Below are 24,285 nucleotides of genomic sequence, written 5' to 3'. Positions count from 1 at the left end.
GCGTCCCACCACGGCTCCGCCCCGACCGCTTCAGCCTGCCGCCTACGACCGGGTAGCGTGAACTGTCAATCCGTCTCCCCACAGGAGAGTCCTCGCCGTGCGCATCGCAGTCACCGGCTCCATCGCCACCGACCACCTCATGACCTTCCCCGGCCGCTTCGCCGACCAGCTCGTAGCGGACCAACTGCACACGGTCTCGCTCTCCTTCCTGGTCGACAACCTCGACGTACGCCGTGGCGGCGTCGGCGCGAACATCGCCTTCGGCATGGGCCAGCTCGGCACCCAGCCGATCCTGGTCGGCGCGGCCGGCTTCGACTTCGACGAGTACCGCGCCTGGCTGGAGCGGCACGGCGTCGACACCGACTCGGTCCGTATCTCGGAGACCCTGCACACCGCCCGCTTCGTGTGCACCACCGACGCCGACCACAACCAGATCGGCTCCTTCTACACGGGCGCGATGAGCGAGGCCCGCCAGATCGAGCTGAAGACGGTCGCCGACCGGGTGGGCGGCCTCGACCTGGTCCTGATCGGCGCCGACGACCCGGAGGCGATGCTCCGCCACACCGAGGAGTGCCGCTCCCGGTCCATTCCCTTCGCCGCCGACTTCTCCCAGCAGATCGCCCGGATGAACGGCGACGAGATCCGGATACTGCTGGAGGGTGCCACGTACCTCTTCTCGAACGAGTACGAGAAGGGGCTCATCGAGTCCAAGACCGGCTGGAGCGACGCCGAGATCCTCGCGAAGGTCGGCCACCGCGTCACCACCCTCGGCTCGCAGGGCGTCCGGATCGAGCGGGTCGGCGAGGACCCGATCGAGGTCGGCTGCGCGGAGGAGGAGCGCAAGGCCGACCCCACCGGCGTCGGCGACGCCTTCCGCGCCGGGTTCCTGTCGGGGCTGGCCTGGGGCGTCTCCCTGGAGCGCGCGGCCCAGGTCGGCTGCATGCTCGCGACCCTCGTCATCGAGACGGTCGGCACCCAGGAGTACCAGCTCCGCCGGGTCCACTTCATGGACCGCTTCACCAAGGCGTACGGCGACGAGGCCGCCGCCGAGGTCCAGAAGCACCTGGTCTAGTCAGGAGACCCGGCGGACCACATAGGCAGAGCCGTGGTCCGCCGGCTCCTCACCGACGTACTCCTGTCCCCGCATCTCGCACCACGCCGGAATGTCCAGCCGCGCCGCCTCGTCGTCGGCCAGCACCCGTACCGTCCCGCCCACCGGCACGTCCCCGATCACCTTCGCCAGCTCGATGACGGGCAGCGGGCACAGCTTCCCCAGCGCGTCCACGACCAGCGCGTCCTCCTGCCGCACCGTCACGGGAACCGGCGCCCCCAGCTTCTCCCGCACCCCCGCCACGGCCCCCGGCAGTACCTCCAGGAACCGCTCGACATCGGCCTCGGGCGTCCCCGGCGGCAGAGAAACCCGCACATTCCCCTCACTCAGCACCCCCATCGCCTTGAGCACATGGCTGGGCGTCAGAGTGCTGCTGGTGCAGGACGATCCGGAGGAAACGGAGAAACCCTGCCGATCCAGCTCGTGCAGCAGGGTCTCCCCGTCGACATAGAGACAGGAGAAGGTGACGGTCCCCGGCAGCCGCCGCTCGGCATCGCCCACCACCTCCACGTCCGGCACCAGCCGCGGCACCCGTACCCGGATCCGCTCCGTCAGCTCCCGCAGCCGTACCGCCTCTTGCTCCGCCTCGGCCCGCACGGCCCGCAGCGAAGCCGCGGCGGCGACGATCCCCGGCAGGTTCTCGAACCCGGCCGCCCGCCCGGACTCCCGCTCGTCGGCGGGCCCTTGCGCGGCGAATCGCACCCCTTTCCGTACGACGAGCACCCCGACCCCGGCGGGCCCGCCCCACTTGTGCGCACTGCCGGTGAGCAACGACCAGTCCCCGTCGACCGGCCCCCACCCCAGCGATTGAGCCGCGTCCACCAGCAACGGCACCCCGGCCGCCCGGCACGCGTCGGCCACGGCGGCCACCGGCTGCTCGGTCCCCACCTCGTGATTGGCCGACTGGAGACAGGCGAGAGCGGTGTCCTCCCGGAGGGTGGCCGCGTAGCCCGACGCATCCACCGCGCCCGATCGGCCCACACCCACTTGGGTGACTGTTCCGCCCCCGGCCTCATGCGCGTCGGCGGCATGCAGCACCGAGGAATGTTCGACGGCAGACACGATCAGGTGACGCCCGACGCGCCGCCGCCCGGCCAACGCGCCCGCAACACCGGTGTGTACGGCCGCGGTCCCGGAGGAGGTGAAGCTCAGCTCGTCCGCCCGACACCCCACGGCCTCGGCAGCGGCCTCCCGGGCGGCGTCCAGCAGCATCCGGGCCCGCCGCCCCTCGCGATACAGGCGGGAAGGGTCGGCCCACCCTTCGTCCAGGGAGGCCAACAGCGCCTGACGGGCTACGGGATGGAGGGGAGCACTGGACGCAGCGTCGAAGTAAGACACAGGTCAACGCTAACGCCGCAGGGGCGCGGGGAACTGCGCGACCAGCCACAACCCACCCGCAGCCGCCAATCCAGCGAACCCCCACCCCACTAGGCCCCCCTCCCCGCGAACCCCCGGAGGGCGTCGGCTAGGGTTTGGTCCGCATAAACATCCAAACCCCTGCCCGACGCAGGACGGCGACCGACCACCGAGAAGGCCAGGCCGCAGCCATACCGCGCGGGCGAGACTCTCGGGAAGGCGCTACGTGAGTCCCAACGGCTCCGACCGCTCGCCGCGGCGCCCGATGCGGCGGAAGCTGCTGCAGGCAATGACCGCGGGCCTGGTCCTGGCGACCGCCACCGGTTGCACATACAAGGACTTCCCCCGCCTTGGTATGCCCACCCCCACCACCGAAGAGGCTCCGCGGATCCTCTCGTTGTGGCAGGGCTCCTGGGCTGCCGCGCTGGCCACCGGCGTGCTGGTGTGGGGCCTGATCATCTGGAGCACGATCTTCCACCGGCGCAGCCGCACCAAGGTCGAGGTACCTCCGCAGACCCGGTACAACATGCCGATCGAGGCGCTGTACACGGTCGTTCCGCTCGTCATCGTCTCGGTGCTCTTCTACTTCACGGCCCGCGACGAGTCGAAGCTCCTCAGCCTCACGGACAAGAAGCCGGACGTCACGGTGAACGTCGTGGGCTTCCAGTGGAGCTGGGGCTTCAACTACATCACGCCCGTCGAGGGCGTGACCGGCGACGCGAAGACCGACAAGAACCTGGACGCCATTCCGGACCGGTTCAAGAACGCGTTCCCGGCGAACGCCGGCGGTGTCTACGACGTCGGCACGCCCGGCACGAAGAACCCGCAGACCGGCAACCCGGGTCCGACGCTGTGGCTGCCCAAGGGCAAGACGGTCCGCTTCGTCCTCACCTCGCGTGACGTCATCCACTCCTTCTGGGTGGTGCCGTTCCTGATGAAGATGGACGTCATCCCCGGCCACACCAACTCCTTCCAGGTGACTCCCAACAAGGAAGGCACCTTCCTTGGCAAGTGCGCCGAGCTGTGCGGCACGGACCACTCCCGGATGCTGTTCAACGTGAAGGTCGTCTCCGAGGCCCGCTACGAGGCGCACCTCAAGGAACTGGCCAAGAAGGGGCAGACCGGTTACGTTCCCGCCGGCATCGCGCAGACGAGCCACGAGAAGAACCGGGAGACGAACAACCTGTGAGCATCCTCAACGAACCCCAGGGTGCCGCGGCAGCAGGGTCCCACTACGCGGACGAGCTGCCGGTCAGGCGCAAGCAGCCCGGCAACGTCGTGATCAAGTGGCTGACGACCACTGACCACAAGACGATCGGGACGCTGTACCTCGTCACGTCGTTCGCGTTCTTCCTGATCGGCGGCGTCATGGCGCTGCTGATGCGCGCCGAGCTCGCCCGCCCTGGTCTGCAGATCATGTCGAACGAGCAGTTCAACCAGGCGTTCACGATGCACGGCACGATCATGCTGCTGATGTTCGCGACGCCGCTGTTCGCCGGCTTCACGAACTGGATCATGCCGCTCCAGATCGGCGCGCCGGACGTGGCCTTCCCGCGGCTGAACATGTTCGCCTACTGGCTCTACCTGTTCGGCTCCACCATCGCGGTCGGCGGCTTCCTCACCCCGCAGGGTGCGGCCGACTTCGGCTGGTTCGCCTACAGCCCGCTGTCGGACGCGGTCCGCTCGCCGGGCATCGGCGCCGACATGTGGATCATGGGTCTGGCCTTCTCCGGCTTCGGCACGATCCTCGGTGCGGTCAACTTCATCACCACCATCATCTGCATGCGCGCGCCGGGCATGACCATGTTCCGCATGCCGATCTTCGTGTGGAACGTGCTGCTGACGGCCGTGCTGGTCCTGCTCGCCTTCCCCGTCCTCGCCGCCGCGCTGTTCGCGCTGGAGGCGGATCGGAAATTCGGGGCACATGTCTTCGACTCGGCCAACGGCGGAGCGTTGCTGTGGCAACACCTCTTCTGGTTCTTCGGCCATCCAGAGGTGTACATCATCGCGCTGCCGTTCTTCGGCATCATCTCCGAGGTCATCCCGGTCTTCTCCCGCAAGCCGATGTTCGGCTACATGGGCCTGATCGGCGCGACCATCGCGATCGCGGGTCTGTCCGTGACGGTGTGGGCGCACCACATGTACGTCACCGGCGGTGTGCTGCTGCCGTTCTTCTCCTTCATGACGTTCCTCATCGCCGTACCGACCGGCGTGAAGTTCTTCAACTGGATCGGAACGATGTGGAAGGGGTCGTTGTCCTTCGAGACACCGATGCTCTGGGCGACCGGCTTCCTCGTCACCTTCACCTTCGGTGGTCTGACCGGCGTCATCCTGGCCTCGCCGCCGCTGGACTTCCACGTCTCCGACTCGTACTTCGTGGTGGCGCACTTCCACTACGTCGTCTTCGGCACCGTGGTGTTCGCGATGTTCTCCGGCTTCCACTTCTGGTGGCCGAAGATGACCGGCAAGATGCTCGACGAGCGGCTCGGGAAGATCACCTTCTGGACGCTGTTCATCGGCTTCCACACCACGTTCCTGGTGCAGCACTGGCTGGGTGCCGAGGGCATGCCGCGTCGTTACGCGGACTACCTCGCGGCCGACGGCTTCACCGCGCTGAACACGGTCTCGACGATCGGTTCCTTCCTGCTCGGCCTGTCGATCCTGCCGTTCCTCTACAACGTGTGGAAGACGGCCAAGTACGGCAAGCCGGTCGGCGTCGACGACCCGTGGGGCTACGGCCGCTCGCTCGAGTGGGCGACGTCCTGCCCGCCGCCGCGGCACAACTTCCTCACCCTGCCGCGGATCCGCAGCGAATCCCCGGCGTTCGACCTGCATCACCCTGAGATCGCGGCCCTCGACCAGCTCGAGAACGCGCCTCACGGTGAGAAGGCTCTGGCTGGTGGCAAGGAGGCCGGCAAGTGAAGGTTCAGGGCAAGATGTTCATGTGGCTGAGCGTCTTCGTCCTCGCCATGGCTGTCGTCTATGGCGTGTGGTCGAAGGAGGCGGCCGGTACCACGGCGCTCTTCATGGCCTTCGGTCTGTGCATCATGATCGGCTTCTACCTGGGCTTCACCGCCCGGCGGGTCGACGCGGGCGCGCAGGACAACAAGGAGGCCGACGTCGCGGACGACGCCGGCGAGGTCGGGTTCTTCAGCCCGCACAGCTGGCAGCCGCTCGCCCTCGGCGTCGGTGGCGCGCTGGCCTTCCTGGCCATCGCCATCGGCTGGTGGCTGCTGTACTTCTCGGCGCCGATCATCATGATCGGCCTGTACGGCTGGGTCTTCGAGTACTACCGCGGTGAGAACCGCACCCAGTAGCACACGCTGAGCTCACAGGAGCCCGGACACTCCGTCAGGAGGGTCCGGGCTCCTGCTTTTGCACCAGCACGGGTCGCTCGTACGAGTTACTCCGCGCGCCGTCCTTGACGAACGTCCATAGCGTGATGGTCATGAACCACACTCCGCGCACCCGCACCGTCGTCAGCTGCACGCTGCTGGTGATCGCCCTCGGCGCGGGCGGCACCGCTTGCGGCAGCGGCGGCAACCCGCTGACCGCCAAGCCGTACGACGCGTCGGACCAGATCTCCTTCAACGGCCCCTCGGGCAACGGGAAGAAGGCCGACCCGGACAAGCCCCTGGAGGTCACCGCCGAGGACGACGACGGCCGCATCACGGACGTCACCGCCACGGACGCCACAGGCCGCTATGTGACGGGCGAACTCAACGCCGACGGCACCCGGTGGCACAGCACCTCCCCGCTCGCCGCCAACGCCCACTACACGGTGCGGGTGAGCACCGAGGACGAGGACGGGGCGCCCGGCCGCAAGACGCTCGCCTTCGACACCAGCAGGCCCACCGCCAAGAAGCCCCTGAAGGTGACGTTCGGGCCCAAGTCCGGCACCTACGGCGTCGGTCAGCCCATCACCGCCGAGCTGAACAAGCCGGTCAAGGACAAGGCGCAGCGCGCCATCATCGAGCGGGGCCTCAGGGTCGACTCGGTGCCCGCCGTGGACGGCGCCTGGCACTGGGTGGACGACAAGGAGCTCCACTACCGGCCCAAGGACTACTGGCCCGCCCACGCCACCGTCACGGTCCACAGCAACCTGGACGGCGTCAAGATCAGCGACCGTCTGTGGGGCGCCGAGTCCAAGCCCCTGAAGATCGGCATCGGCGACCGGGTCATCGCCCTCACCGACGCCTCCTCGCACTCCATGACGGTCTACAAGAACGGCGAGGAGATCAACGAGATCCCCGTCACCACCGGCAAGCCCGGCTTCGAGACCCGCAACGGCGTCAAAGTGGTGCTGGGCAAGGAGTACTTCGTACGCATGCGCGGCACCACGGTCGGCATCTCCGAGGGTTCCGCGGACTCGTACGACCTCCCGGTCTACTACGCCACCCGCGTCACCTGGAGCGGCGAGTACGTGCACGCCGCGCCCTGGTCGGTCGGCTCACAGGGCTACGAGAACGTCAGCCACGGCTGCACCGGTATGAGCACCTCCAACGCCGAGTGGTTCTTCGACCACATCAACGAGGGCGACGTGGTGAAGGTCGTCAACTCCTACGGCGACACCATGGAGACCTTCGGCAACGGCTTCGGCGACTGGAACATGGGCTGGAAGAAGTGGCGCACGGGCAGTGCGCTGGTCGCCGGGACACCCGACGGCCCGAGCCCCGCCCAGGTGGCGAGGCTCAGGCCGGAAAGCGTCTAGGCGCTTTGCTGAAGCCGCTTCTGCCGCAGCAGGGAGGCCAGGGCCGAGGCGAACTCCACCGGGTCCACCGGATGGGTCACCGCCGCGTCCGCACGGCTCCAGGTCGCGAGCCACGCGTCCTGGGGCCGGCCGATCAGCAGCAGCACCGGCGGGCAGTTGAAGACCTCGTCCTTGATCTGCCGGCACACACCCATGCCGCCCATGGGCACGGCCTCGCCGTCCAGGACGCAGACGTCGATACCTCCCTTGTCCAGCTCCTTGAGTACGGCGGCGGGTGTCGCGCACTCCACGAACTCGACGACGGGGACGTCCGGCGCAGGCCTGCGTCCGGTCGCCAGCCGGACCTGTTCGCGGGTGTTGGAGTCATCGCTGTAGACCAGCACCGTGGCGGTCGCCTGCATCGTTCCTCCGCATCGTTGGTCGGGAACATCGGTTGCCGATGGGGCGGATGCTACTCCCATGAACACCGCGTCAACACCTGTTGGAACACGGCTTCGATGGGCCATCCGGGCAGTACACACGGTGCGGACACTCCGAACGGCACCCCCCGGAGTGAGGGCGGGATAAGCGACCGACATAATGTCGGTCGTGGCGACAGCAACGACAGTAGAAACCGGGCACGCGCACCCGTCGGTCAACCGGCCGAACCTCACCAGCGTCGGAACCATCATCTGGCTGAGTTCCGAGCTGATGTTCTTCGCGGCCCTCTTCGCGATGTACTTCACCCTGCGATCGGTGACCGGTCCGGATCACTGGAAGGAAATGGCGAGCAGCCTCAACCTTCCGTTCTCCGCGACCAACACCACGATCCTGGTGCTCTCCTCCCTCACCTGCCAGCTCGGCGTCTTCGCCGCCGAGCGCGGGGACGTGAAGAAGCTCCGGGGCTGGTTCATCGTCACCTTCGTGATGGGTGCGATCTTCATCGGCGGTCAGATCTTCGAGTACACGGAGCTGGTGAAGAAGGACGGGCTCTCCCTGTCCTCCGACCCGTACGGCTCGGTGTTCTACCTGACCACCGGCTTCCACGGCATGCACGTGACGGGCGGCCTCATCGCCTTCCTGTTCGTTCTCGGCCGCACCTACGCGGCCAAGAGGTTCACTCACGAGCAGGCGACCGCGGCCATCGTCGTGTCCTACTACTGGCACTTCGTCGATGTCGTGTGGATCGGCCTCTTCGCCACGATCTACCTGATCAAGTAGCCGGGCCCGTTCCCGCGTGCGCCTGGCGGGCGCACATCCCAGAAGCATCGACGCTGAAGATCCTGACACCGGGGTAATCCGTGAAAAAGCTCTCCGCACGACGACGCCATCCGCTGGCGGCGGTCGTCGTCCTACTCCTCGCGCTGGCGGCCACTGGGGGGCTGTACGCCGCGTTCGCGCCCGCGAGCAAGGCGCAGGCCGATGAAACCTCCCAGTCTCTCGCCATCGACGAGGGCAAGAAGCTCTATTCCGTGGGCTGCGCAACGTGCCACGGAACCGGCGGTCAGGGCACCTCCGACGGTCCGAGCCTCGTGGGCGTGGGCAGCGCGGCCGTCGACTTCCAGGTCGGCACCGGCCGTATGCCGGCCCAGCAGCCGGGCGCGCAGATCCCGAAGAAGAAGGTCATCTACACGCAGGCCGAGATCGACCAGCTCGCGGCGTACATCGCCTCCCTGGGTGCCGGCCCGACCGTCCCCACCAAGGCGCAGTACGGCCCCGACGGTGCCGACATCGCCAAGGGCGGCGAGCTGTTCCGCACCAACTGCGCGCAGTGCCACAACTTCACCGGCAAGGGCGGTGCGCTGACGCACGGCAAGTTCGCGCCGGACCTCGAGGGCGTCGACCCGAAGCACGTCTACGAGGCCATGCTGACCGGCCCGCAGAACATGCCGTCGTTCCCCGACACCACGCTGTCGGAGCAGAACAAGAAGGACATCATCGCGTACCTGAACGCGGTCAACGGTGACGACACCGAGAGCCCCGGCGGCCTTGAGCTGGGCGGTCTCGGCCCGGTCTCCGAGGGCCTGTTCGCCTGGATCTTCGGACTCGGCGCGCTGATCGCGGTCGCCGTCTGGGTCGCCGCTCGGACCGCAAAGGCCAAGAAGTCATGAGTAGCCAAGACATTCCAGAAGAGAACCTGCCCGCTGAGCAGGACGCGCACGGCGCCGTAAGCGTCGCGGACGAGCAGGACCCGTTCGCCGACCCCGGACTGCCGCCCCACGAGCACCGGGTGCAGGACATCGACGAGCGGGCCGCCAAGCGGTCCGAGCGTGTGGTGGCCATGCTGTTCACGGTCTCGATGCTGGCCACGGTCGGCTTCATCGCCTCCTACGTGGCGATCCCGCACGACAAGGCGATCTACGTCTTCCCGATCGGGCACATCAACGCGCTGAACTTCGCGCTGGGCCTGACCCTCGGTCTGGCACTGTTCGCGATCGGCGCGGGCGCGGTCCACTGGGCCCGCACCCTGATGTCCGACGAGGAGATCGCCGACGAGCGTCACCCGATCGAGGCGTCGCCCGAGGTCAAGGCCAAGGTCATGGCCGACTTCAAGCAGGGCGCCAAGGAGTCCGCGCTCGGCCGCCGCAAGCTCATCCGCAACACCATGTTCGGTGCGCTGGCCCTGTTCCCGCTCTCCGGCGTCATGCTGCTGCGCGACCTCGGTCCGCTGCCGGGCACCAAGCTCCGCCACACGCTGTGGTCCAAGGGCAAGCTGCTCGTCAACATGAACACGAACGAGCCGCTGCGTCCCTCCGACGTCGCGGTCGGCTCGCTCACCTTCGCCAAGCCCGAGGGCCTGGAGGAGCACGACGAGGACTTCCAGACCGAGATCGCCAAGGCGGCCCTGATGATCGTCCGGTTGCAGCCGGACAACATCAAGGACAAGCGCGAGCTCGAGTGGTCGCACGAGGGCATCGTCGCCTTCTCGAAGATCTGCACCCACGTCGGTTGCCCGATCTCGCTGTACGAGCAGCAGACGCACCACGTGCTGTGCCCTTGCCACCAGTCCACCTTCGACCTCTCCGACGGTGCCCGAGTGATCTTCGGCCCCGCCGGTCACGCCCTGCCGCAGCTGCGGATCAGCGTGAACGACGAGGGCTACCTCGAGGCGCTCGGCGACTTCGAAGAGCCCGTCGGTCCTGCATTCTGGGAGCGCGGATGAGCACCAACACCAGCACCGAGGCCCGGCGCGGCAAAGCGCCGGCCGGCGAGCGCGTCGCCGACTGGGCGGACGGGCGGCTGGGGATCTACTCCCTGGCCAAGAGCAACATGCGCAAGATCTTCCCCGACCACTGGTCGTTCATGTTGGGTGAAGTGTGCCTGTACAGCTTCATCATCCTCATCCTCACGGGTGTGTACCTGACGCTGTTCTTCCACCCGTCGATGAACGAGGTGGAGTACCACGGCAGCTACATCCCGCTGCAGGGCCAGATGATGTCCGAGGCCTTCAGCTCGACCCTGCACATCTCCTTCGACGTGCGCGGTGGTCTGCTGATCCGGCAGATCCACCACTGGGCCGCGCTGATCTTCCTCGCGGGCATGTTCGTGCACATGATGCGCGTGTTCTTCACGGGCGCGTTCCGCAAGCCGCGTGAGGTCAACTGGCTGTTCGGCTTCCTGCTGCTCGTCCTGGGCATGTTCACCGGCTTCACCGGCTACTCGCTCCCGGACGACCTGCTCTCCGGCACCGGTGTCCGCTTCATGGAGGGCGCGGTCCTGTCCGTGCCGGTCGTCGGCACGTACCTGTCGATGTTCCTCTTCGGCGGCGAGTTCCCGGGCGGCGACTTCGTGGCCCGGTTCTACTCGGTCCACATCCTGCTGCTGCCGGGCATCATGCTCGGTCTGCTGGTGGGCCACCTGATCCTGGTCTTCTACCACAAGCACACGCAGTTCGCGGGCCCCGGAAAGACCAACAACAACGTCGTCGGCATGCCGCTGCTGCCCGTGTACATGGCGAAGGCCGGAGGCTTCTTCTTCCTGGTCTTCGGCGTCATCGCGGCCATCGCGGCGATCGCCTCGATCAACCCGATCTGGGCCATGGGCCCCTACCGACCGGACCAGGTGTCGACCGGCGCCCAGCCCGACTGGTACATGGGCTTCTCCGAGGGCCTGATCCGTACGATGCCGGGCTGGGAGATCAACCTCTGGGGCCACACGCTCGTCCTGGGCGTGTTCATCCCGCTGGTGATCTTCCCGCTGGTCCTGGTCGCGATCGCGGTCTACCCGTTCATCGAGTCCTGGGTCACCGGCGACAAGCGCGAGCACCACATCCTGGACCGTCCGCGCAACGCCCCGACGCGTACCGCGTTCGGTGCCGCGTGGATCTCCTGGTACTTCGTGCTGATGATCGGTGGCGGCAACGACCTGTGGGCCACGCACTTCCACCTGTCGATCAACGCGATCACCTGGTTCGTGCGTGTCGCCTTCTTCGTGATGCCGGTCCTGGTCTTCATCGCCACCAAGCGGATCTGCCTCGGCCTGCAGCGCCGCGACAAGGACAAGGTGCTGCACGGCCGCGAGTCCGGCATCATCAAGCGCCTGCCGCACGGTGAGTTCATCGAGGTGCACGAGCCGCTCAGCCAGGACGCGCTGCACACCCTCACCGCGCACGAGCAGTACAAGCCGGCCGAGATCGGCCCGACGGTCGACGAGAACGGCGTCGAGCGCAAGGTCAAGGGCTCCGAGAAGCTGCGCGCCAAGCTCAGCGAGGCGTACTACGGCGAGGAGTCGCAGATCGCCAAGCCGACCGTCGAGGAGTACAAGGAGATCACGAGCGGCCACGGCCACCACTGATCACTGCTTGTCATTGCGCTCGCCACAGCGCACCAGAAGGGCCCCGTCCGGTGTTCGGACGGGGCCCTTCTGCATGCCCTGAGCTGGATAGGGTGGGGGCATCTGTTGAACCATGTCTTACGACCCTCAGGAGCGGCCTTATGAGCGCTGTGACCCCCGCAGGAGGCGACACCGCGGCGGGCCGTTCCTGGCCCGGCCTGCTGAACGGTCTGCTCGGCGGCCGTGACCTGAGCACCGACGACACCGCGTGGGCGATGGACCTGATGATGCGCGGCGAGGCGACCGACGCGCAGATCGCCGGGTTCGTGGTGGCCCTCCGGGCCAAGGGCGAGACCGTCGAGGAGATCAACGGCCTGGTCCGCACGATGTACGAGCACGCGAACGTGATCGAGGTGCCCGGCCCGACGGTCGACATCGTCGGCACGGGCGGCGACGGCGCGAAGACCGTCAACATCTCCACGATGTCCTCGATCGTCGTCGCCGGCACCGGCGCCCGGGTCGTCAAGCACGGCAACCGGGCCGCGTCCTCCGCGTCCGGGGCGTCCGACGTCCTGGAGAAGCTGGGCGTCAACCTGGAGTTGCCCGTGCAGCGGGTGCCCGAGGTGGCCCAGGAGGCCGGGATCACCTTCTGCTTCGCGATCAAGTTCCATCCGGCGCTGCGTCATGTGGGCGCCGCACGCGGCCAGTTGGGCATCCGTACGGTGTTCAACGCGCTCGGCCCGCTGACCAACCCCGCGAAGGTGCGGGCGCAGGCGGTGGGTGTAGCGGACCCGCGCATGGCGCCGATCGTGGCCGGCGTCTTCGCGGACCGCGGCAACTCCTCCCTGGTCTTCCGCGGCGACGACGGCCTCGACGAGCTGACGACCACGGCGACCTCCCGCGTCTGGATCGTCCGGGACGGCAAGGTCACGGAGGAGACCTTCGACCCGCGTGACGTCGGCATCGAGCTGGTCCCGGTGGAGGCGCTGCGGGGCGCTGACCCGGCGTACAACGCCGACGTCGCCCGTCGCCTGCTCGACGGCGAGACGGGCCCGGTCCGTGACGCCGTACTCCTGAACTCGGCGGCGGCCCTCGTGGCTCTCGATCCGGGCACCGGGACCCTGGCCGAGCAGATCGGGGCCGGGATGGCGAAGGCGGCCGAGTCGATCGACTCCGGGTCGGCCAAGCGGGCGCTGGAGCGCTGGGTGGCGGCCAGCAACGCGTAGCAGGGGTGCGCGGTCCCGTAATTCGGACACGAGTTGCGGGACCGCGATCACCTCGCGTACGTTCCTGTACCAGGTCATGAGTGACAGTCATGAGGCCCCGGCCGACTGTCCGGCAACCCTCCGTCCGTGGCGGGGTGCCCCGGGTGAGGACCAGGCCGTGAACAGCAAGGTTCACGGCAAGCGCGGTCGTCTGAGGAGTTCCCCATGAGCAAGCGAATGCGATAGGGCCGCTGAGCCCCGCCTCTGCGTACCCCTTCTCACCTTCTTTCTTGCCTTCCCCGGGAGCTCCCCCATGTCTGTCTCCACCGCTGCCTCCGCCCAGGCCATTTGCACCCCGCTGCCCGTTCTGGGCCGAGATGTCACCGTCCCGCTCGTCACCGGCGGCGAGGTCACCTACGCGGCCCTCGACTACGCGGCCAGCGCCCCCGCCCTCCAGCGCGTCTGGGACGACGTCGCGGCCTACGCGCCCTACTACGGCAGCGTCCACCGCGGGGCCGGCTACCTCTCCCAGCTCTCCACCGACCTCTTCGAGAACGCCCGCAAGACGGTCACCGAGTTCCTGGACTGCCGTGCCGACGACCAGCTGATCTTCACCCGGTCCACGACCGACTCGCTCAACCTCCTCGCCGCGGCCCTCCCCGCCGACTGCCAGGTCTTCGTCTTCGAGACAGAGCACCACGCCAGCCTGCTGCCCTGGAAGGATGCCCGGGTCACCTACCTCAACGCCCCGCGCACCCCGCGCCAGGCCGTCGAGACCCTGGAGCAGGCCCTCGCCGACCGGGACCCGTACGGCCCGGCCCTGGTCTGCGTCACCGGTGCCTCGAACGTCACCGGCGAGCTGTGGCCGGTCCGCGAGCTGGCCGCCGCCGCCCACGCGCACGGCGCCCGCATCGTCCTGGACGCCGCCCAGCTCGCCCCGCACCACCCGGTCTCCGTGCAGGACCTCGACGTCGACTGGGTCGCCTTCTCCGGCCACAAGCTCTACGCCCCCTTCGGCTCCGGCGTCCTGGCCGGCCGCGCCGACTGGCTCCGGGCCGCCGACCCCTACCTGGCGGGCGGCGGCGCCAGCCGCAAGGTCACCCGGCGGGAGGACGGGGGAGTCGACGTGGAGTGGCACGACAGCGCCGCCCGGCACGAGGCCGGCTCCCCGAACGTCATCGGCGCCTACTCCATCGCCTCCGCCTGCAAGGCCCTCACCGAGGCCGGCTTCGACACCCTGGTCGCCCGCGAGCAGCACCTGATCGAGAAGGTGCGCACGGGCCTCGCCGAGGTTCCCGAGGTCCGCGTCCTCTCCCTCTTCGGCGACGACGCCCCCCGCGTCGGCGTGATCTCCTTCGTCGTCGAGGGCTGGAACAGCTCGCACTTCGCCGCCGCCCTCTCCGCCGAGTACGGCATCGGCGTCCGCGACGGCCTCTTCTGCGCCCACCCCCTCGTCCGCACCCTGCTGGGCAGCGACCCGCAGACCCAGGGCGAGTGCGGCGCCCCCGAGGCCGCGCCCGGCGAGAAGTCCCTCAACGCGATCCGCGTGAGCTTCGGCGCGGGCACCCCGGACGAGCACGTGGAGCGGTTCGTGAACGCCGTCAGGGAACTCGTGACGGTCGGCGCGAAGTGGCAGTACCGCACCGAGGACGGCCGCTGCGTGCCGGCCGTCTGAGGCGTCGTACGACGTCCGACGTATACGCTCCTCCTCAAGCAGCAGGACGCTGACAGGGGGAGCACAGGGTGGAAGCGCTGCGCGCGAACGATCCGCGACGGATCGGACCGTACGAGGTGCTGGGCAGGCTCGGCGCGGGCGGTATGGGAGAGGTGTACCTCGCCGAGGGGCGGGGCGGGCTGCGGCTGGCCGTGAAGGTGGTGCGGGCCGAGCACGCGGAGGACCGCACCTTCCGGGCCCGGTTCCGGCAGGAGGTGCGGGCCGCGCAGACCATCGGCGGCGCGGGGACGTACACAGCGCGGGTCGTCGACGCCGACACCGAGGCCGAACGGCCTTGGATGGCAACGGAGTTCGTCGAAGGGCCGAACCTCCGGGACGCCGTGCTCGACCACGGCGCGCTGCCCGAGGAGGCGGTACGGCTGCTCGGCGCCGCGCTCGGCGAGGCCCTTTCCGCGATCCACGCCAAGGGGATGGTCCACCGGGACCTGAAGCCCTCCAACATCCTGCTCTCGCCGGACGGCCCCCGGGTCATCGACTTCGGGATCGTACGGGCCCTGGAGGCGACCGCGCTGACCAACACCGGGGCCGTCGTCGGCTCGGTCGGCTATGTCTCGCCCGAGCAGATCCGCAACGGCGCCGAAGTCGGCCCGCCGAGCGACGTGTTCTCGCTGGGCGCGGTGCTCGCGTACGCGGCCGCCGGTCGGGAACCCTTCGGCGAGGGGCAGGACTCGGTGATCCTGCTGCGCATCCTGACCCGCGACTTCGACCTCTCCGGTGTCCCGGACGCGCTCCGCCCGCTGGTCGAGTCCTGCCTGGCCGAGGACCCGGCGACCCGGCTCGCCCCGGCCGGGCTGCCCGCGGCGGTCGGCCACACCGCCGACTCCCTGGGCAGGGGCCTGCGCGCCGGCTGGTACCTGCCCCCGGCGGACCCGGCTCCCTCCATCGGCGACACCGAACGCTGGCTTCCGGAACGGGACTCGGGGGAGCGGGAGAGCCGGGTCGAGTACGTCGCCCCGATGACGGTCACCGAGGTGACGGACCTACCGGATGTACCGGACGTGACTGCCGACACGGGCGCGCCGATCGCCGAACGCCCTTCCCGGCGCGGCATGTTGAGAGTGCTGGTCGGTGGGGCCGTGGTCGCCGCCGGGGCCGGGACCGGCGGTTGGCTCTGGCTGCGGGACCGGGGTGGTGAGGACCCGTCGGGATCCGGAGACGGAGTTCCCGGTACGTCCGTGTCCAGCGACCGGTCGGCGGGTGCCACGCTGCCCGCCGGGGTGAGCTGGACTTACGACGTCGGTGGGCTCGGCGGCCGTGCGGGCGGGCGGCATGGGGCGTGCGTCGCGGTGTCACCCGCCGGCGACCGGTTGTACGTCGGGGGCGCGGACGGTTCCCTGCACGCGCTGACCCCCGCCGGGAAGAAGCTGTGGGCCGTCGACCTGGGCGGTCCCGTGATGCCGCCGGTGGCGACCGCGGACGGCGCGTACTGCCTGCTGGAGGACGGCGGCGAGGGCGCGTCGAAGCTGTGTGCGGTCGCGCCGGACGGCCGGGTCCGCTGGACGAAGAAGATCGACGGGGGCGGCAGCCAGTTCCCCGTGGTCGCCGGTGACTTCGTGCTGGTCACGACCGGTGCCACGTCGGAGGAGGGCGGTGTCCGTGCCTACAGCTCGGGCGGCGGTGTCGTCTGGGAGCGGCGGACCGACGGGGCGCCCACCAGCGAGCCGACGGTGGGGAACGGCCTGGTCCACGTCGGCACCTTCGGGAACTTCGTGCAGGCCCTCGGTCTGATGGACGGGAACCTGCGCTGGTCGGCACCGGCGGGGATCGACCCGGGGCGGCCCACCCTGGTCGGCAGCACCCTGATGGTGGGGTCCGGAGGTACCGAGGCCCTGCACGGCATCAGCACCGGCGGCAAGGTCCTGTGGAGCGTCGAGAACGACGACGCGGGCGGCGGCCGCTACTTCACCTCGGTCCGCCTCGGCGGCCTCGCGGTCACCACCGACCAGGGGAGCCTCGCGGCCATCGACCCCGCGACCGGGAAGACCAGGTGGGTCTTCGACGCCCCGCAGGGCGGCGCGGACCACAGCGATCCCACTGTCGTCGGGAGTTCCGTCTACGTCTGCCTGGACGGCGCCCTCCACGTCGTGGACGCGAACGGCAAGCAGCGCCGAAAACTGCCCTTCGCCGACCCCGAGCCCGACGGCGGGGTCCACAGCCCCGTGATCAAAGGCAGCCGCGCCTACGTGGCGACCGCGAAGGGAATCGCCGCCCTGGAGCTGTAGTCCTAGCTGTCCAGCCCGATCGCGAACGCCGCCTCCAGGTCGTGCTGGGAGTACGTGCGGAAGGCGACGTGGGTGTCCGTGGCCTCGACGCCGGGGATCTTGCTGATGCTGCCGGGGATGACCTCGGCCAGGTCCTCGTGCTGCTTGACCCGGACCATCGCGATCAGGTCGTACGTGCCGGTGACCGAGAAGACCTCGCTGACGGAGTCCAGCGCGGCGATCCGCTCCGCGATCTCGGGGATCCGGTCCACGCTGGTCTTGATGAGGACGATCGCGGTGATCACGGCTGGTTCTCTCCCTCGGGGGCCGGAGCTGGGGCGGACTTCACTCTAGTCGTACGGCGGAAACGGGCCCACGCGTACAGGAAGCCCAGGCCGAAGCCCACCATGTGCGCCAGATACGCCACCCCGGGGCCCTGGGGCGCCCGGCCCGCCGCCAGCCACTGGAGGGACGCCCAGAAGGGCAGGACGACCCAGGCCGGGAAGCGCAGCGGGAGGAAGAAGAGGAACGGGAGCAGACTGGTGACCCTGGCCCCGGGGAACAGGTACAGAAACGCCCCGAGGACCGCCGAGATCGCCCCGGAAGCGCCGACCAGGGACTGCTCGGACGCGGAGTTGGCCGCTGCGTACCCCAGCAGGGCCAGGTAGCCGCAGCCGACGTAGAAGAGGGTGAACTGGACGCGGCCCATGCGTTCCTCGGTCATGACCCCGAAGACGTAGAGGAAGAGCATGTTGCCCAGCAGGTGCACCCAGCTGCCGTGCACGAACAGGGCCGTGGCCGGGGTCAGGGCGGCCCGCGCCGAGCCCTCGAACAGCTCGGCCGGGACCACGCCCCAGCGGTGGAAGTAGGCGCGCTGGGCGGCGAGCAGCGCGTCCCCGGAGCCGTAGGCCGGATTCAGCCCCCGGCGGGACCGACCACGAAGGCCAGACAGCACACGGCGATCAGCCCGTACGTGACCGGTGCCGAGGGTCTCCGGACCGTTCTGAGCGCCCTGCCGGCCGTACCGCTCCAGTTGCTGATCATGACCACAGAGCATGACGTAACAGGGCGCAGCCGCCCAGACCGCCTCGCCGCCGTGGACGGACCAGCGGCGAGTTGCCGCCAGGCCGTAGGGTTACGGCCACACGCTCCAGGGAAGCTGGCGCGTCACGGAGACTAGAAGGAAAGCGAACAGTCACGATGACGGTTCCCCTGCCCACCGCCGCGACGCGGTGGCGTTGCACCCTCTGCGGCAACCTCACGCGGTTCGACGTGACCCGCTCGTCGAAGGTCGTCGAGTACGTCCACCTCGACCTGGCCGGAGAGCCGAAGGTCGAGGAGCGCGAGGTGGTCAGTGAGACCATCGAGTCGGTGCGCTGTCGCTGGTGCAACGCGGTGGATCAGGTGGAACTCGTGGACAGGCCGGGCGCCGGCTCCTGACAGGGAGCGGCCCCGCACAGTAAATGGGGTGTGACGGATGGTGGAGACACAAGGCGGGGGGCCGGGCGACGGCGCCGCTGAGGTGCTCGACCGTCCGCTGCCCGACGGGGTGCGCCGGAAGGTCGTCCAGATCGTCTCGGACGGCTTCGGCGGGCTGACCGTCGGTGAACTGCCCGCGCAGCTGCGGCAGTACGCCCGGTTCGCCCCCAACCGGCGGGCCAAGTTCGCCGGGAACGCGATGGCGGCCGCGCTGGAGACCGATCCGCTGTTCCGCCAGCGCATCGGGGAGAAGCTGAGAGAGGCCCAGCCGGAACTCACCGGCGCCCTCGACTCCGGCTCGCCGCCCCCGGCCGCGGATCCGCTCGACGTGGCGGCCGCGGCCTATGTGCTACGGCCCACGGGCTGGGTGAAGCTGGTGACCGCGGCCGGCGAGGAGGCCCAGCGGGCCGACGCCGAGCGGGCCGGCGAGGAGAGCCGGGCCGAGCTGGAGCGGCTGCGCGAGGAACTCGCCGCCGCCCGGGACCTCACCCGCGCCGAGACCGAGCGGCTGCGCGCGGAGCTGGAGTCGGCGAAGAAGGAAGCCGAATCGCTTCACCGCAAGCTGCGCGCGGCCCTCAGCGACGTCAAGCGCGGCGAGGCCGCCCTGCGCAAGATCCACGCCGAGATGGAGGCCTCGCGGACCGAGGGGCAGACCCAGGTGTCCGCCGCCGAGAGCGAGGCGCGGCGGCTGAAGGCGCGGCTCGGGGAGGCCGAGGCGGCCCTGGAGGCCACGCGCAAAGCAGCGCGGGAGGGGCGCAGTGTCGAGGACATGCGCGTCCGTCTGCTTCTTGACACCGTTCTGGACGCGGCCCAAGGGCTGCGCCGGGAACTGGCGTTGCCGCCCGTGTCGGTACGGCCCGCGGAGACCGTGGACGCGGTCGAACCGGGACGAATGACCCCGAAGGACATCGCCGCGCGCGCCCTGTCCGAGCATGATCCGGCCATCCTCGACCAGCTGCTCGCCCTGCCCCAGGCGCACTTGGTGGTCGACGGCTACAACGTCACCAAGACCGGCTATCCCCAGATGCCCCTGGAGAAGCAGCGTCTGAGGCTCCTCGGCCAGCTCTCGCAGCTGGCCGCGCAGACCGGCGCCGAGGTCACCTGTGTCTTCGACGGGGCCGAGCTGGCCGCGCCGGTGCTGCTGGCGCCGCCGCGGGGCGTGCGGGTGCTGTTCTCGAAACCCGGCGTCACCGCCGACGAGTTGATCCGCCAGCTGGTCCGCGCCGAGCCGCCGGGGCGGCCCGTCATCGTCGCCTCCACCGACCGCGAGGTGGCCGACGGCGTCGCCAAGGCCGGTGCCCGACCGGTCGCTTCTGCGATGCTTCTGAAGCGCCTGTCCTGAAGGCCGAACTTCCCTCCTGGGTGCCGAGGTTGAGGCTGGGGCTTTGCCTGGGTCTGCCGCGCATGTCCGTGTCGGTCGCGTGGTCCGACCTGTCTTTCTGCTGGGGGTCCGGGGGTTATCCCCCGGGAAGATGTGGCAATGCCCGAATTCGCGGGATCTGTCACGCAACGTAGTGTCAGGCGGGGATCACGGCACGTGAGTTGTGTGTAAAGAATGCATGGCGTGACAGGATTTTGCTCCTGAGGATTTGAACTGATCACAGGAAGGTCACTAGGGTCTGGGCTCGAACCTCCGAACGGGTGATCACTCAAAAGAAGGAGTTCACCTCCGTGGCGTCCCATCGTCGACCCAAGCAGCCGAGCCGTGCACGCGTGACCGTGCTCACCACCGCAGCTGCTGCCGCCGTAGCCATCAGCGCCCAGGCCGCGAACGCCGCGCCGAGCGAGAAGCCGTCCAAGGACGAGGTCAAGGCGAAGGTCGACAAGCTCTACGAGCAGGCCGAGCAGGCCACCGAGAAGCTCAACGGCGCCAAGGAGAAGCAGGGGAAGCTCCAGAAGGAGATCTCCACCATCCAGGACAACGTCGCCCGCGGCCAGGAGGAGCTCAACGAGCTCCGTGACTCCATAGGCCTGGCGGCAGCGGCCCAGTACCGCACCGGCTCCATCGACTCCTCCCTCCAGCTCTTCCTCTCGTCGAACCCCGACGACTACCTGGACAAGGCCTCCACGGCCGACCAGTTGAGCGCCCAGCAGGTCGATGCGCTGAAGAAGATCCAGGAGAAGCAGCGGGCCCTCGCCCAGGAGCGGGCCGAGGCCTCCGACAAGCTCAAGGATCTCGCCGACACCCGCGCCGCGTTCCTCGCTCAGAAGAAGGCGGTCCAGGCCAAGCTCGCCGAGGCGCAGAAGCTGCTCAACACGCTGACGGCCGCCGAGAAGGCCGCCCTCGCCGCCGCGGACGCCCGCGCCAGCCGCTCCGCCAGCTCCCGCGTGGACCTCGGTGACGACACCGCCGCCTCCAGCCGCGCCGCAGCCGCCTTCGCCGCCGGCCAGAGCAAGATCGGCTCGCCCTACTCCTGGGGCGCCACCGGCCCGAACGCCTTCGACTGCTCCGGCTTCACCTCCTGGGCCTACGCGCAGGCCGGCGTCTCCATCCCGCGCACCTCCGAGGCCCAGGCCAACGCCGGCACCCGCATCTACAGCGAGAGCCAGCTCAAGGTCGGCGACCTGGTCATCTTCTACGGCGACTACCACCACGTCGGCCTCTACGCGGGCAACGGCCAGGTGCTGCACGCCCCGCGCACCGGCACGGTCGTGCGCTACGAGTCGATCAGCAACATGCCGTTCCAGTTCGGCGTCCGGATCTGAGCCCGTACCCGTTCCAACCGGGCACAACACGACCCCCGAACGAGCGAATTACGACAACTTCAGCTGACCCCGCGCCCCGCCGATGACCTGCGTCAGAGGCGGGGCGTCACTGTGTGTGCCCGCCGAGGTCTTTGGTCGAGCCCCTGCCGCAGGGCTACTGTCTGCCGCGTTTCCCCGCTGCGCCGGGGAGGCAGTCCCTGTCGCCAACGGAAGGAGCGCGGCTTCCCGTGGGGTCACATCGCCGCCTTGCACCGTCCTCCGGTTTCAACCGGGGCGCGGGCGCCGCCCTGTGCGCCTTGTCCGCCGCTGCCGCCGCCCTCGGAGCCGTACCGGCGAACGCCGCACCGCACGACGACACCAAGGCCGAGGTGGACCGGCTCTACCAGGAGGCCGAGAAGGCGACCGAGGCCTACAACAAGGCCGACGAGACCGCGGGGACGCTGCGCCGCGAGGTGGGCCAGGCCCAGGACCGGATCGCCCGGCAGCAGGAGCGCATCAACTCCATGCGGGAGTCGCTCGGTTCGCTGGCCGGCGCCCAGTACCGCTCCGGCGGCATCGACCCGTCCATCGCCCTGCTCTTCTCCGACGACCCGGCCGACTACCTCGACAAGGCCTCGGTCCTCGACCGGATCGGCGCCCACCAGGCCGGTGAACTCAGGGAACTCCAGTCCGTCATGCGTGAACTGGCCCAGGAGCGCGCCGAGGCGGCCGGCAAGCTCGCCGAGCTGGACCGCAGCCGCAAGGCCGTGGTCACCCACAAGAAGACCGTCGAACGCAAGCTCGCCAAGGCCCGGCAGTTGCTCAACGCCCTGCCCTACGCGGAGCGCGCCGCCTTCGACCGCGCCTCCCGCGACGGCGACGTCCCCGACCTCACCGGCGTGGTCCCGCCGGACGCCCGCGCGGGCGCCGCCATCGCCGCCGCCCGCTCCGCGCTCGGCAAGCCGTACGTCTGGGGCGCCACCGGCCCCTCCGGCTTCGACTGCTCGGGCCTGATGCAGTGGTCGTACGCGCAGGCCGGCGTCCATCTCCCGCGCACCTCGCAGGAGCAGCGGTACGCCGGACACCAGGTCCCGCTCTCCCAGGCGCAACCCGGTGACCTGGTCGTCTACCGGTCCGACGCCAGCCATGTCGCGATGTACGTGGGCAACGGCCAGGTGATCCACGCGCCCTACCCCGGCGCGCCGGTGCGCTACGACCCGGTCAACATGATGCCGGTGTCGTCGGTCACCAGGGTCTGACCGGCCGGGCTGATCGGCCGTACGATCCTGAAGTGGCTGGTCGTAGGCGGGCGCCGAGGTCCGCGGTGGTGGTTCTCGTTCTGCTGCTCGTCTCCCTGGTGGCGTGCGGCGGGCAGTCCGCGGGCGACGGCGGCAAGGGCGACCTCCAGCGGGTCCTGGACCGGCGGTCAACGGCGATCATGGACCGCGACCGGGCGGCCTTCGTGGCGACGGGCGCGCCCGGCTGGTTCGAGAACGTGCGCGGGATCCCGCTGCACTCCTGGTCGTACCGCGTCACCGCCCTGCACCGCACCGGCGACCGGACCACCGCCGACGCCGAGCTGCGCTACGAGGTCGAGGGCTACGACAAGGCCCCCGTCACCGTCGGCCGCACACTCACCCTGACCCGCGACCCGGACGGCGACTGGTACGTGCTCTCCGACGCGCCCGCCAAGAAGTCGGCCCAACAGCTGTGGGACCAGGGCTCGGTGACCGCCGTCCGCGGCAAGGAGAGCCTCGTCCTGGGCGTCGGCCAGACCAGCGAGCTGCTGCACGGTTACGCGGACCTCGCGGACGCCGCCGTACCGGCCGTCTCCGGGGCCTGGGGCACCGACTGGACCCGGCACGTCGTCGTCCTCGTACCGAAGTCGCTGGAGGGCATGGCGGGGCTGCTCGGCTCGCCCGCCTCCCAGTACCGCGGGATCGCCGCGGTCACCACCGGCGAGGTGGGCGGCCCGCCGACCGCGCCCGCGGACCGGATCATCGTCAACCCGGACGCGTACGGCGTCCTCGGCACCCTCGGCAAGCAGGTCGTCCTCACCCACGAGACCACCCATGTCGCCACCCGTGCCCACACCACGGCGGCCACCCCGCTGTGGCTCTCCGAGGGGTACGCCGACTGGATCGGCTACCTCGGCACCGGCCGCACCGCCGGCCAGGCCGCGCCCGAGCTGGCGCGGGCGGTGGCGGACGGGCGGGCGCCGGCCCAGCTGCCGACCGACAAGGACTTCGGGTTCAGCGGCGACGCGACGAAGCTCGCGCAGGCCTACGAGGGCGGCTGGCTGGCCTGCCGGATGATCGCCGACCGCTGGGGCGCGGCGCGGCTCGGCGAGTTCTACCGGGCCGTCGGCGACCACAGGACCCGGGCCGGGTCGGTCGCGGGCGCGCTGAAGCAGGTGCTCGGGACGACGCCGGACAAGTTCACCGCGCAGTGGCGGGAGTATCTGCGGGACGAACTGGGCTGACCGGACCTCAACCCGCGCGCTCCAGCCGCTCGACGGCCTCCTTGAGCCACGCCCGCTCGGCCTCGCCGGTCGCCCGCGCCACCCGCAGCATGCCCTCCCGGAAGAGATCGCCGCTCGCCTCCGCCCGCACGGGCTTCCCGCCGTCGTAGAAGAAGCTCGACGGCGTCTCCAGGAACTCCAGCCGCCGCCTGAGCACCGCGGCCTGCTCCTGGCGGTCCGGCAGGTGCCGCAGGAACGCCAGGACGGTGTTGAAGCGGACGTGGTCGGTGATCTCCGCCCGCTTCGGGTGCCGGAGCCGCTCCAGCAGGTCCTCGCGGCCCGTGTCGGTGAGGGACAGGATCCGGCGGGGGGCCGCGCTCGCGCCGGGCTCGGTGTGCTGGTCGAGTTTTCCGGCGGTGACCAGGCGTGTGATGGCCGGGTAGAGGGCGCCGTCGCTGACCGGGCGGACATGACCGCTGAGCGCCTTGATGCGTTCCTTCAACTCGTAGCCGTGCAGCGGTTGTTCGGCCAGGAAGCCGAGGATCGACAGCTCCAGCACGCCTTTTCCCTCCTTGCGGACTTCTCCTTG

21 protein-coding genes, 1 pseudogene and 1 riboswitch are annotated in these 24,285 nt (G+C 69.6%); of the genes and pseudogenes, 17 read left to right on the top strand and 5 right to left on the bottom strand.

Going from position 1 to position 24,285, the window contains the following annotated elements; genetic code table 11:
- Positions 1–97: 97 nt before the first annotated feature.
- A complete protein-coding gene (locus ACQEWB_RS13355; protein ID WP_432830437.1) occupies positions 98–1,072 on the top strand; it encodes a carbohydrate kinase family protein in 975 nt (324 codons plus the stop codon).
- On the opposite strand, the gene ACQEWB_RS13350 is transcribed toward ACQEWB_RS13355, so the two are convergent.
- Positions 1,073–2,449 carry a cysteine desulfurase/sulfurtransferase TusA family protein gene (locus ACQEWB_RS13350; RefSeq protein WP_432830435.1) on the bottom strand — a complete coding sequence of 459 codons (1,377 nt, stop codon included), beginning with the start codon at positions 2,447–2,449 and terminating at the stop codon, positions 1,073–1,075.
- A 244-nt stretch (positions 2,450–2,693) separates the two neighbouring features.
- Between ACQEWB_RS13350 and ctaC the strand changes: the two genes are divergently transcribed.
- The 4 genes from ctaC (at position 2,694) to ACQEWB_RS13330 (ending at position 7,178) form a co-directional block, all read left to right on the top strand.
- Positions 2,694–3,656, top strand: a complete 963-nt coding sequence (gene ctaC / locus ACQEWB_RS13345; RefSeq protein WP_432830433.1) for an aa3-type cytochrome oxidase subunit II — start codon at positions 2,694–2,696, stop codon at positions 3,654–3,656.
- Positions 3,653–5,389, top strand: a complete 1,737-nt coding sequence (gene ctaD / locus ACQEWB_RS13340) for an aa3-type cytochrome oxidase subunit I (protein WP_432830431.1) — start codon at positions 3,653–3,655, stop codon at positions 5,387–5,389. Before ctaC ends, ctaD begins: the two co-directional genes overlap by 4 nt.
- Positions 5,386–5,784, top strand: a complete 399-nt coding sequence (locus ACQEWB_RS13335; RefSeq protein WP_432830429.1) for a cytochrome c oxidase subunit 4 — start codon at positions 5,386–5,388, stop codon at positions 5,782–5,784. Before ctaD ends, ACQEWB_RS13335 begins: the two co-directional genes overlap by 4 nt.
- A gap of 131 nt (positions 5,785–5,915) precedes the next feature.
- Positions 5,916–7,178: an Ig-like domain-containing protein gene (locus tag ACQEWB_RS13330; protein WP_432830427.1), complete on the top strand. Its 1,263-nt coding sequence runs from the start codon at positions 5,916–5,918 to the stop codon at positions 7,176–7,178.
- Here the strand turns inward: ACQEWB_RS13330 and ACQEWB_RS13325 are convergent.
- Positions 7,175–7,579, bottom strand: a complete 405-nt coding sequence (locus ACQEWB_RS13325) for a hypothetical protein (RefSeq protein ID WP_432830425.1) — start codon at positions 7,577–7,579, stop codon at positions 7,175–7,177. The genes ACQEWB_RS13330 and ACQEWB_RS13325 overlap by 4 nt on opposite strands.
- 178 nt (positions 7,580–7,757) lie before the next feature.
- Here ACQEWB_RS13325 and ctaE point away from each other — a divergent pair, with 178 nt between their 5' ends.
- From ctaE to ACQEWB_RS13290, 7 genes are all read left to right on the top strand, one after another.
- Positions 7,758–8,378 carry an aa3-type cytochrome oxidase subunit III gene (ctaE, locus tag ACQEWB_RS13320; protein WP_432830423.1) on the top strand — a complete coding sequence of 207 codons (621 nt, stop codon included), beginning with the start codon at positions 7,758–7,760 and terminating at the stop codon, positions 8,376–8,378.
- Positions 8,379–8,458: 80 nt separating this feature from the next.
- Positions 8,459–9,268, top strand: coding sequence for a cytochrome bc1 complex diheme cytochrome c subunit (gene qcrC / locus ACQEWB_RS13315; RefSeq protein ID WP_432830421.1), 810 nt, complete (start codon positions 8,459–8,461; stop codon positions 9,266–9,268).
- On the top strand, positions 9,265–10,320 hold the full coding sequence (qcrA, locus tag ACQEWB_RS13310) for a cytochrome bc1 complex Rieske iron-sulfur subunit (protein WP_432830419.1): 1,056 nt from the start codon (positions 9,265–9,267) through the stop codon (positions 10,318–10,320). Before qcrC ends, qcrA begins: the two co-directional genes overlap by 4 nt.
- Positions 10,317–11,951, top strand: a complete 1,635-nt coding sequence (qcrB, locus tag ACQEWB_RS13305) for a cytochrome bc1 complex cytochrome b subunit (RefSeq protein WP_432830417.1) — start codon at positions 10,317–10,319, stop codon at positions 11,949–11,951. The genes qcrA and qcrB overlap by 4 nt, the downstream gene beginning before the upstream one ends.
- A 140-nt stretch (positions 11,952–12,091) precedes the next feature.
- Positions 12,092–13,156 (top strand): anthranilate phosphoribosyltransferase, encoded by a 1,065-nt coding sequence (gene trpD, locus ACQEWB_RS13300; protein ID WP_432830415.1) that lies wholly within the window; start codon positions 12,092–12,094, stop codon positions 13,154–13,156.
- Between the two features lie 72 nt (positions 13,157–13,228).
- Positions 13,229–13,345, top strand: a riboswitch (SAM riboswitch).
- Between the two features lie 103 nt (positions 13,346–13,448).
- Positions 13,449–14,810: an aminotransferase class V-fold PLP-dependent enzyme gene (locus ACQEWB_RS13295; protein WP_432830413.1), complete on the top strand. Its 1,362-nt coding sequence runs from the start codon at positions 13,449–13,451 to the stop codon at positions 14,808–14,810.
- Positions 14,811–14,878: 68 nt separating this feature from the next.
- On the top strand, positions 14,879–17,092 hold the full coding sequence (locus ACQEWB_RS13290; protein WP_432830411.1) for a protein kinase domain-containing protein: 2,214 nt from the start codon (positions 14,879–14,881) through the stop codon (positions 17,090–17,092).
- A gap of 2 nt (positions 17,093–17,094) precedes the next feature.
- On the opposite strand, the gene ACQEWB_RS13285 is transcribed toward ACQEWB_RS13290, so the two are convergent.
- Together ACQEWB_RS13285 and ACQEWB_RS13280 are read right to left on the bottom strand one after the other, a co-directional pair.
- Positions 17,095–17,376: an Lrp/AsnC family transcriptional regulator gene (locus tag ACQEWB_RS13285; protein ID WP_089101146.1), complete on the bottom strand. Its 282-nt coding sequence runs from the start codon at positions 17,374–17,376 to the stop codon at positions 17,095–17,097.
- A pseudogene (locus ACQEWB_RS13280) lies at positions 17,373–18,115 on the bottom strand (rhomboid family intramembrane serine protease). The gene ACQEWB_RS13285 and the pseudogene ACQEWB_RS13280 overlap by 4 nt, the downstream one beginning before the upstream one ends.
- 156 nt (positions 18,116–18,271) lie before the next feature.
- Between ACQEWB_RS13280 and ACQEWB_RS13275 the strand changes: the two are divergent.
- The 5 genes from ACQEWB_RS13275 (at position 18,272) to ACQEWB_RS13255 (ending at position 23,717) form a co-directional block, all read left to right on the top strand.
- Positions 18,272–18,511 (top strand): hypothetical protein, encoded by a 240-nt coding sequence (locus ACQEWB_RS13275; protein ID WP_020129990.1) that lies wholly within the window; start codon positions 18,272–18,274, stop codon positions 18,509–18,511.
- A gap of 37 nt (positions 18,512–18,548) precedes the next feature.
- A complete protein-coding gene (locus tag ACQEWB_RS13270) occupies positions 18,549–19,892 on the top strand; it encodes an NYN domain-containing protein (protein ID WP_432830408.1) in 1,344 nt (447 codons plus the stop codon).
- 329 nt (positions 19,893–20,221) lie between these two features.
- Entirely contained in the window at positions 20,222–21,256 is a 1,035-nt protein-coding gene (locus ACQEWB_RS13265; RefSeq protein WP_432830406.1) for an NlpC/P60 family protein, read from the top strand.
- A gap of 227 nt (positions 21,257–21,483) precedes the next feature.
- Complete coding sequence (locus ACQEWB_RS13260; RefSeq protein ID WP_432830404.1) at positions 21,484–22,494, top strand: NlpC/P60 family protein; 1,011 nt, start codon at positions 21,484–21,486, stop codon at positions 22,492–22,494.
- 32 nt (positions 22,495–22,526) lie between these two features.
- Positions 22,527–23,717: a hypothetical protein gene (locus tag ACQEWB_RS13255; RefSeq protein ID WP_432830402.1), complete on the top strand. Its 1,191-nt coding sequence runs from the start codon at positions 22,527–22,529 to the stop codon at positions 23,715–23,717.
- A gap of 7 nt (positions 23,718–23,724) precedes the next feature.
- Here the strand turns inward: ACQEWB_RS13255 and ACQEWB_RS13250 are convergent, their stop codons facing one another.
- On the bottom strand, positions 23,725–24,255 hold the full coding sequence (locus tag ACQEWB_RS13250) for a PadR family transcriptional regulator (protein ID WP_432830400.1): 531 nt from the start codon (positions 24,253–24,255) through the stop codon (positions 23,725–23,727).
- Positions 24,256–24,285: the final 30 nt, after the last annotated feature.

This window comes from Streptomyces sp. CA-249302, from assembly GCF_050936785.1.
In the GTDB taxonomy this organism is placed as follows: domain Bacteria; phylum Actinomycetota; class Actinomycetes; order Streptomycetales; family Streptomycetaceae; genus Streptomyces.
This window is presented reverse-complemented; position numbering and strand designations above follow the sequence as displayed.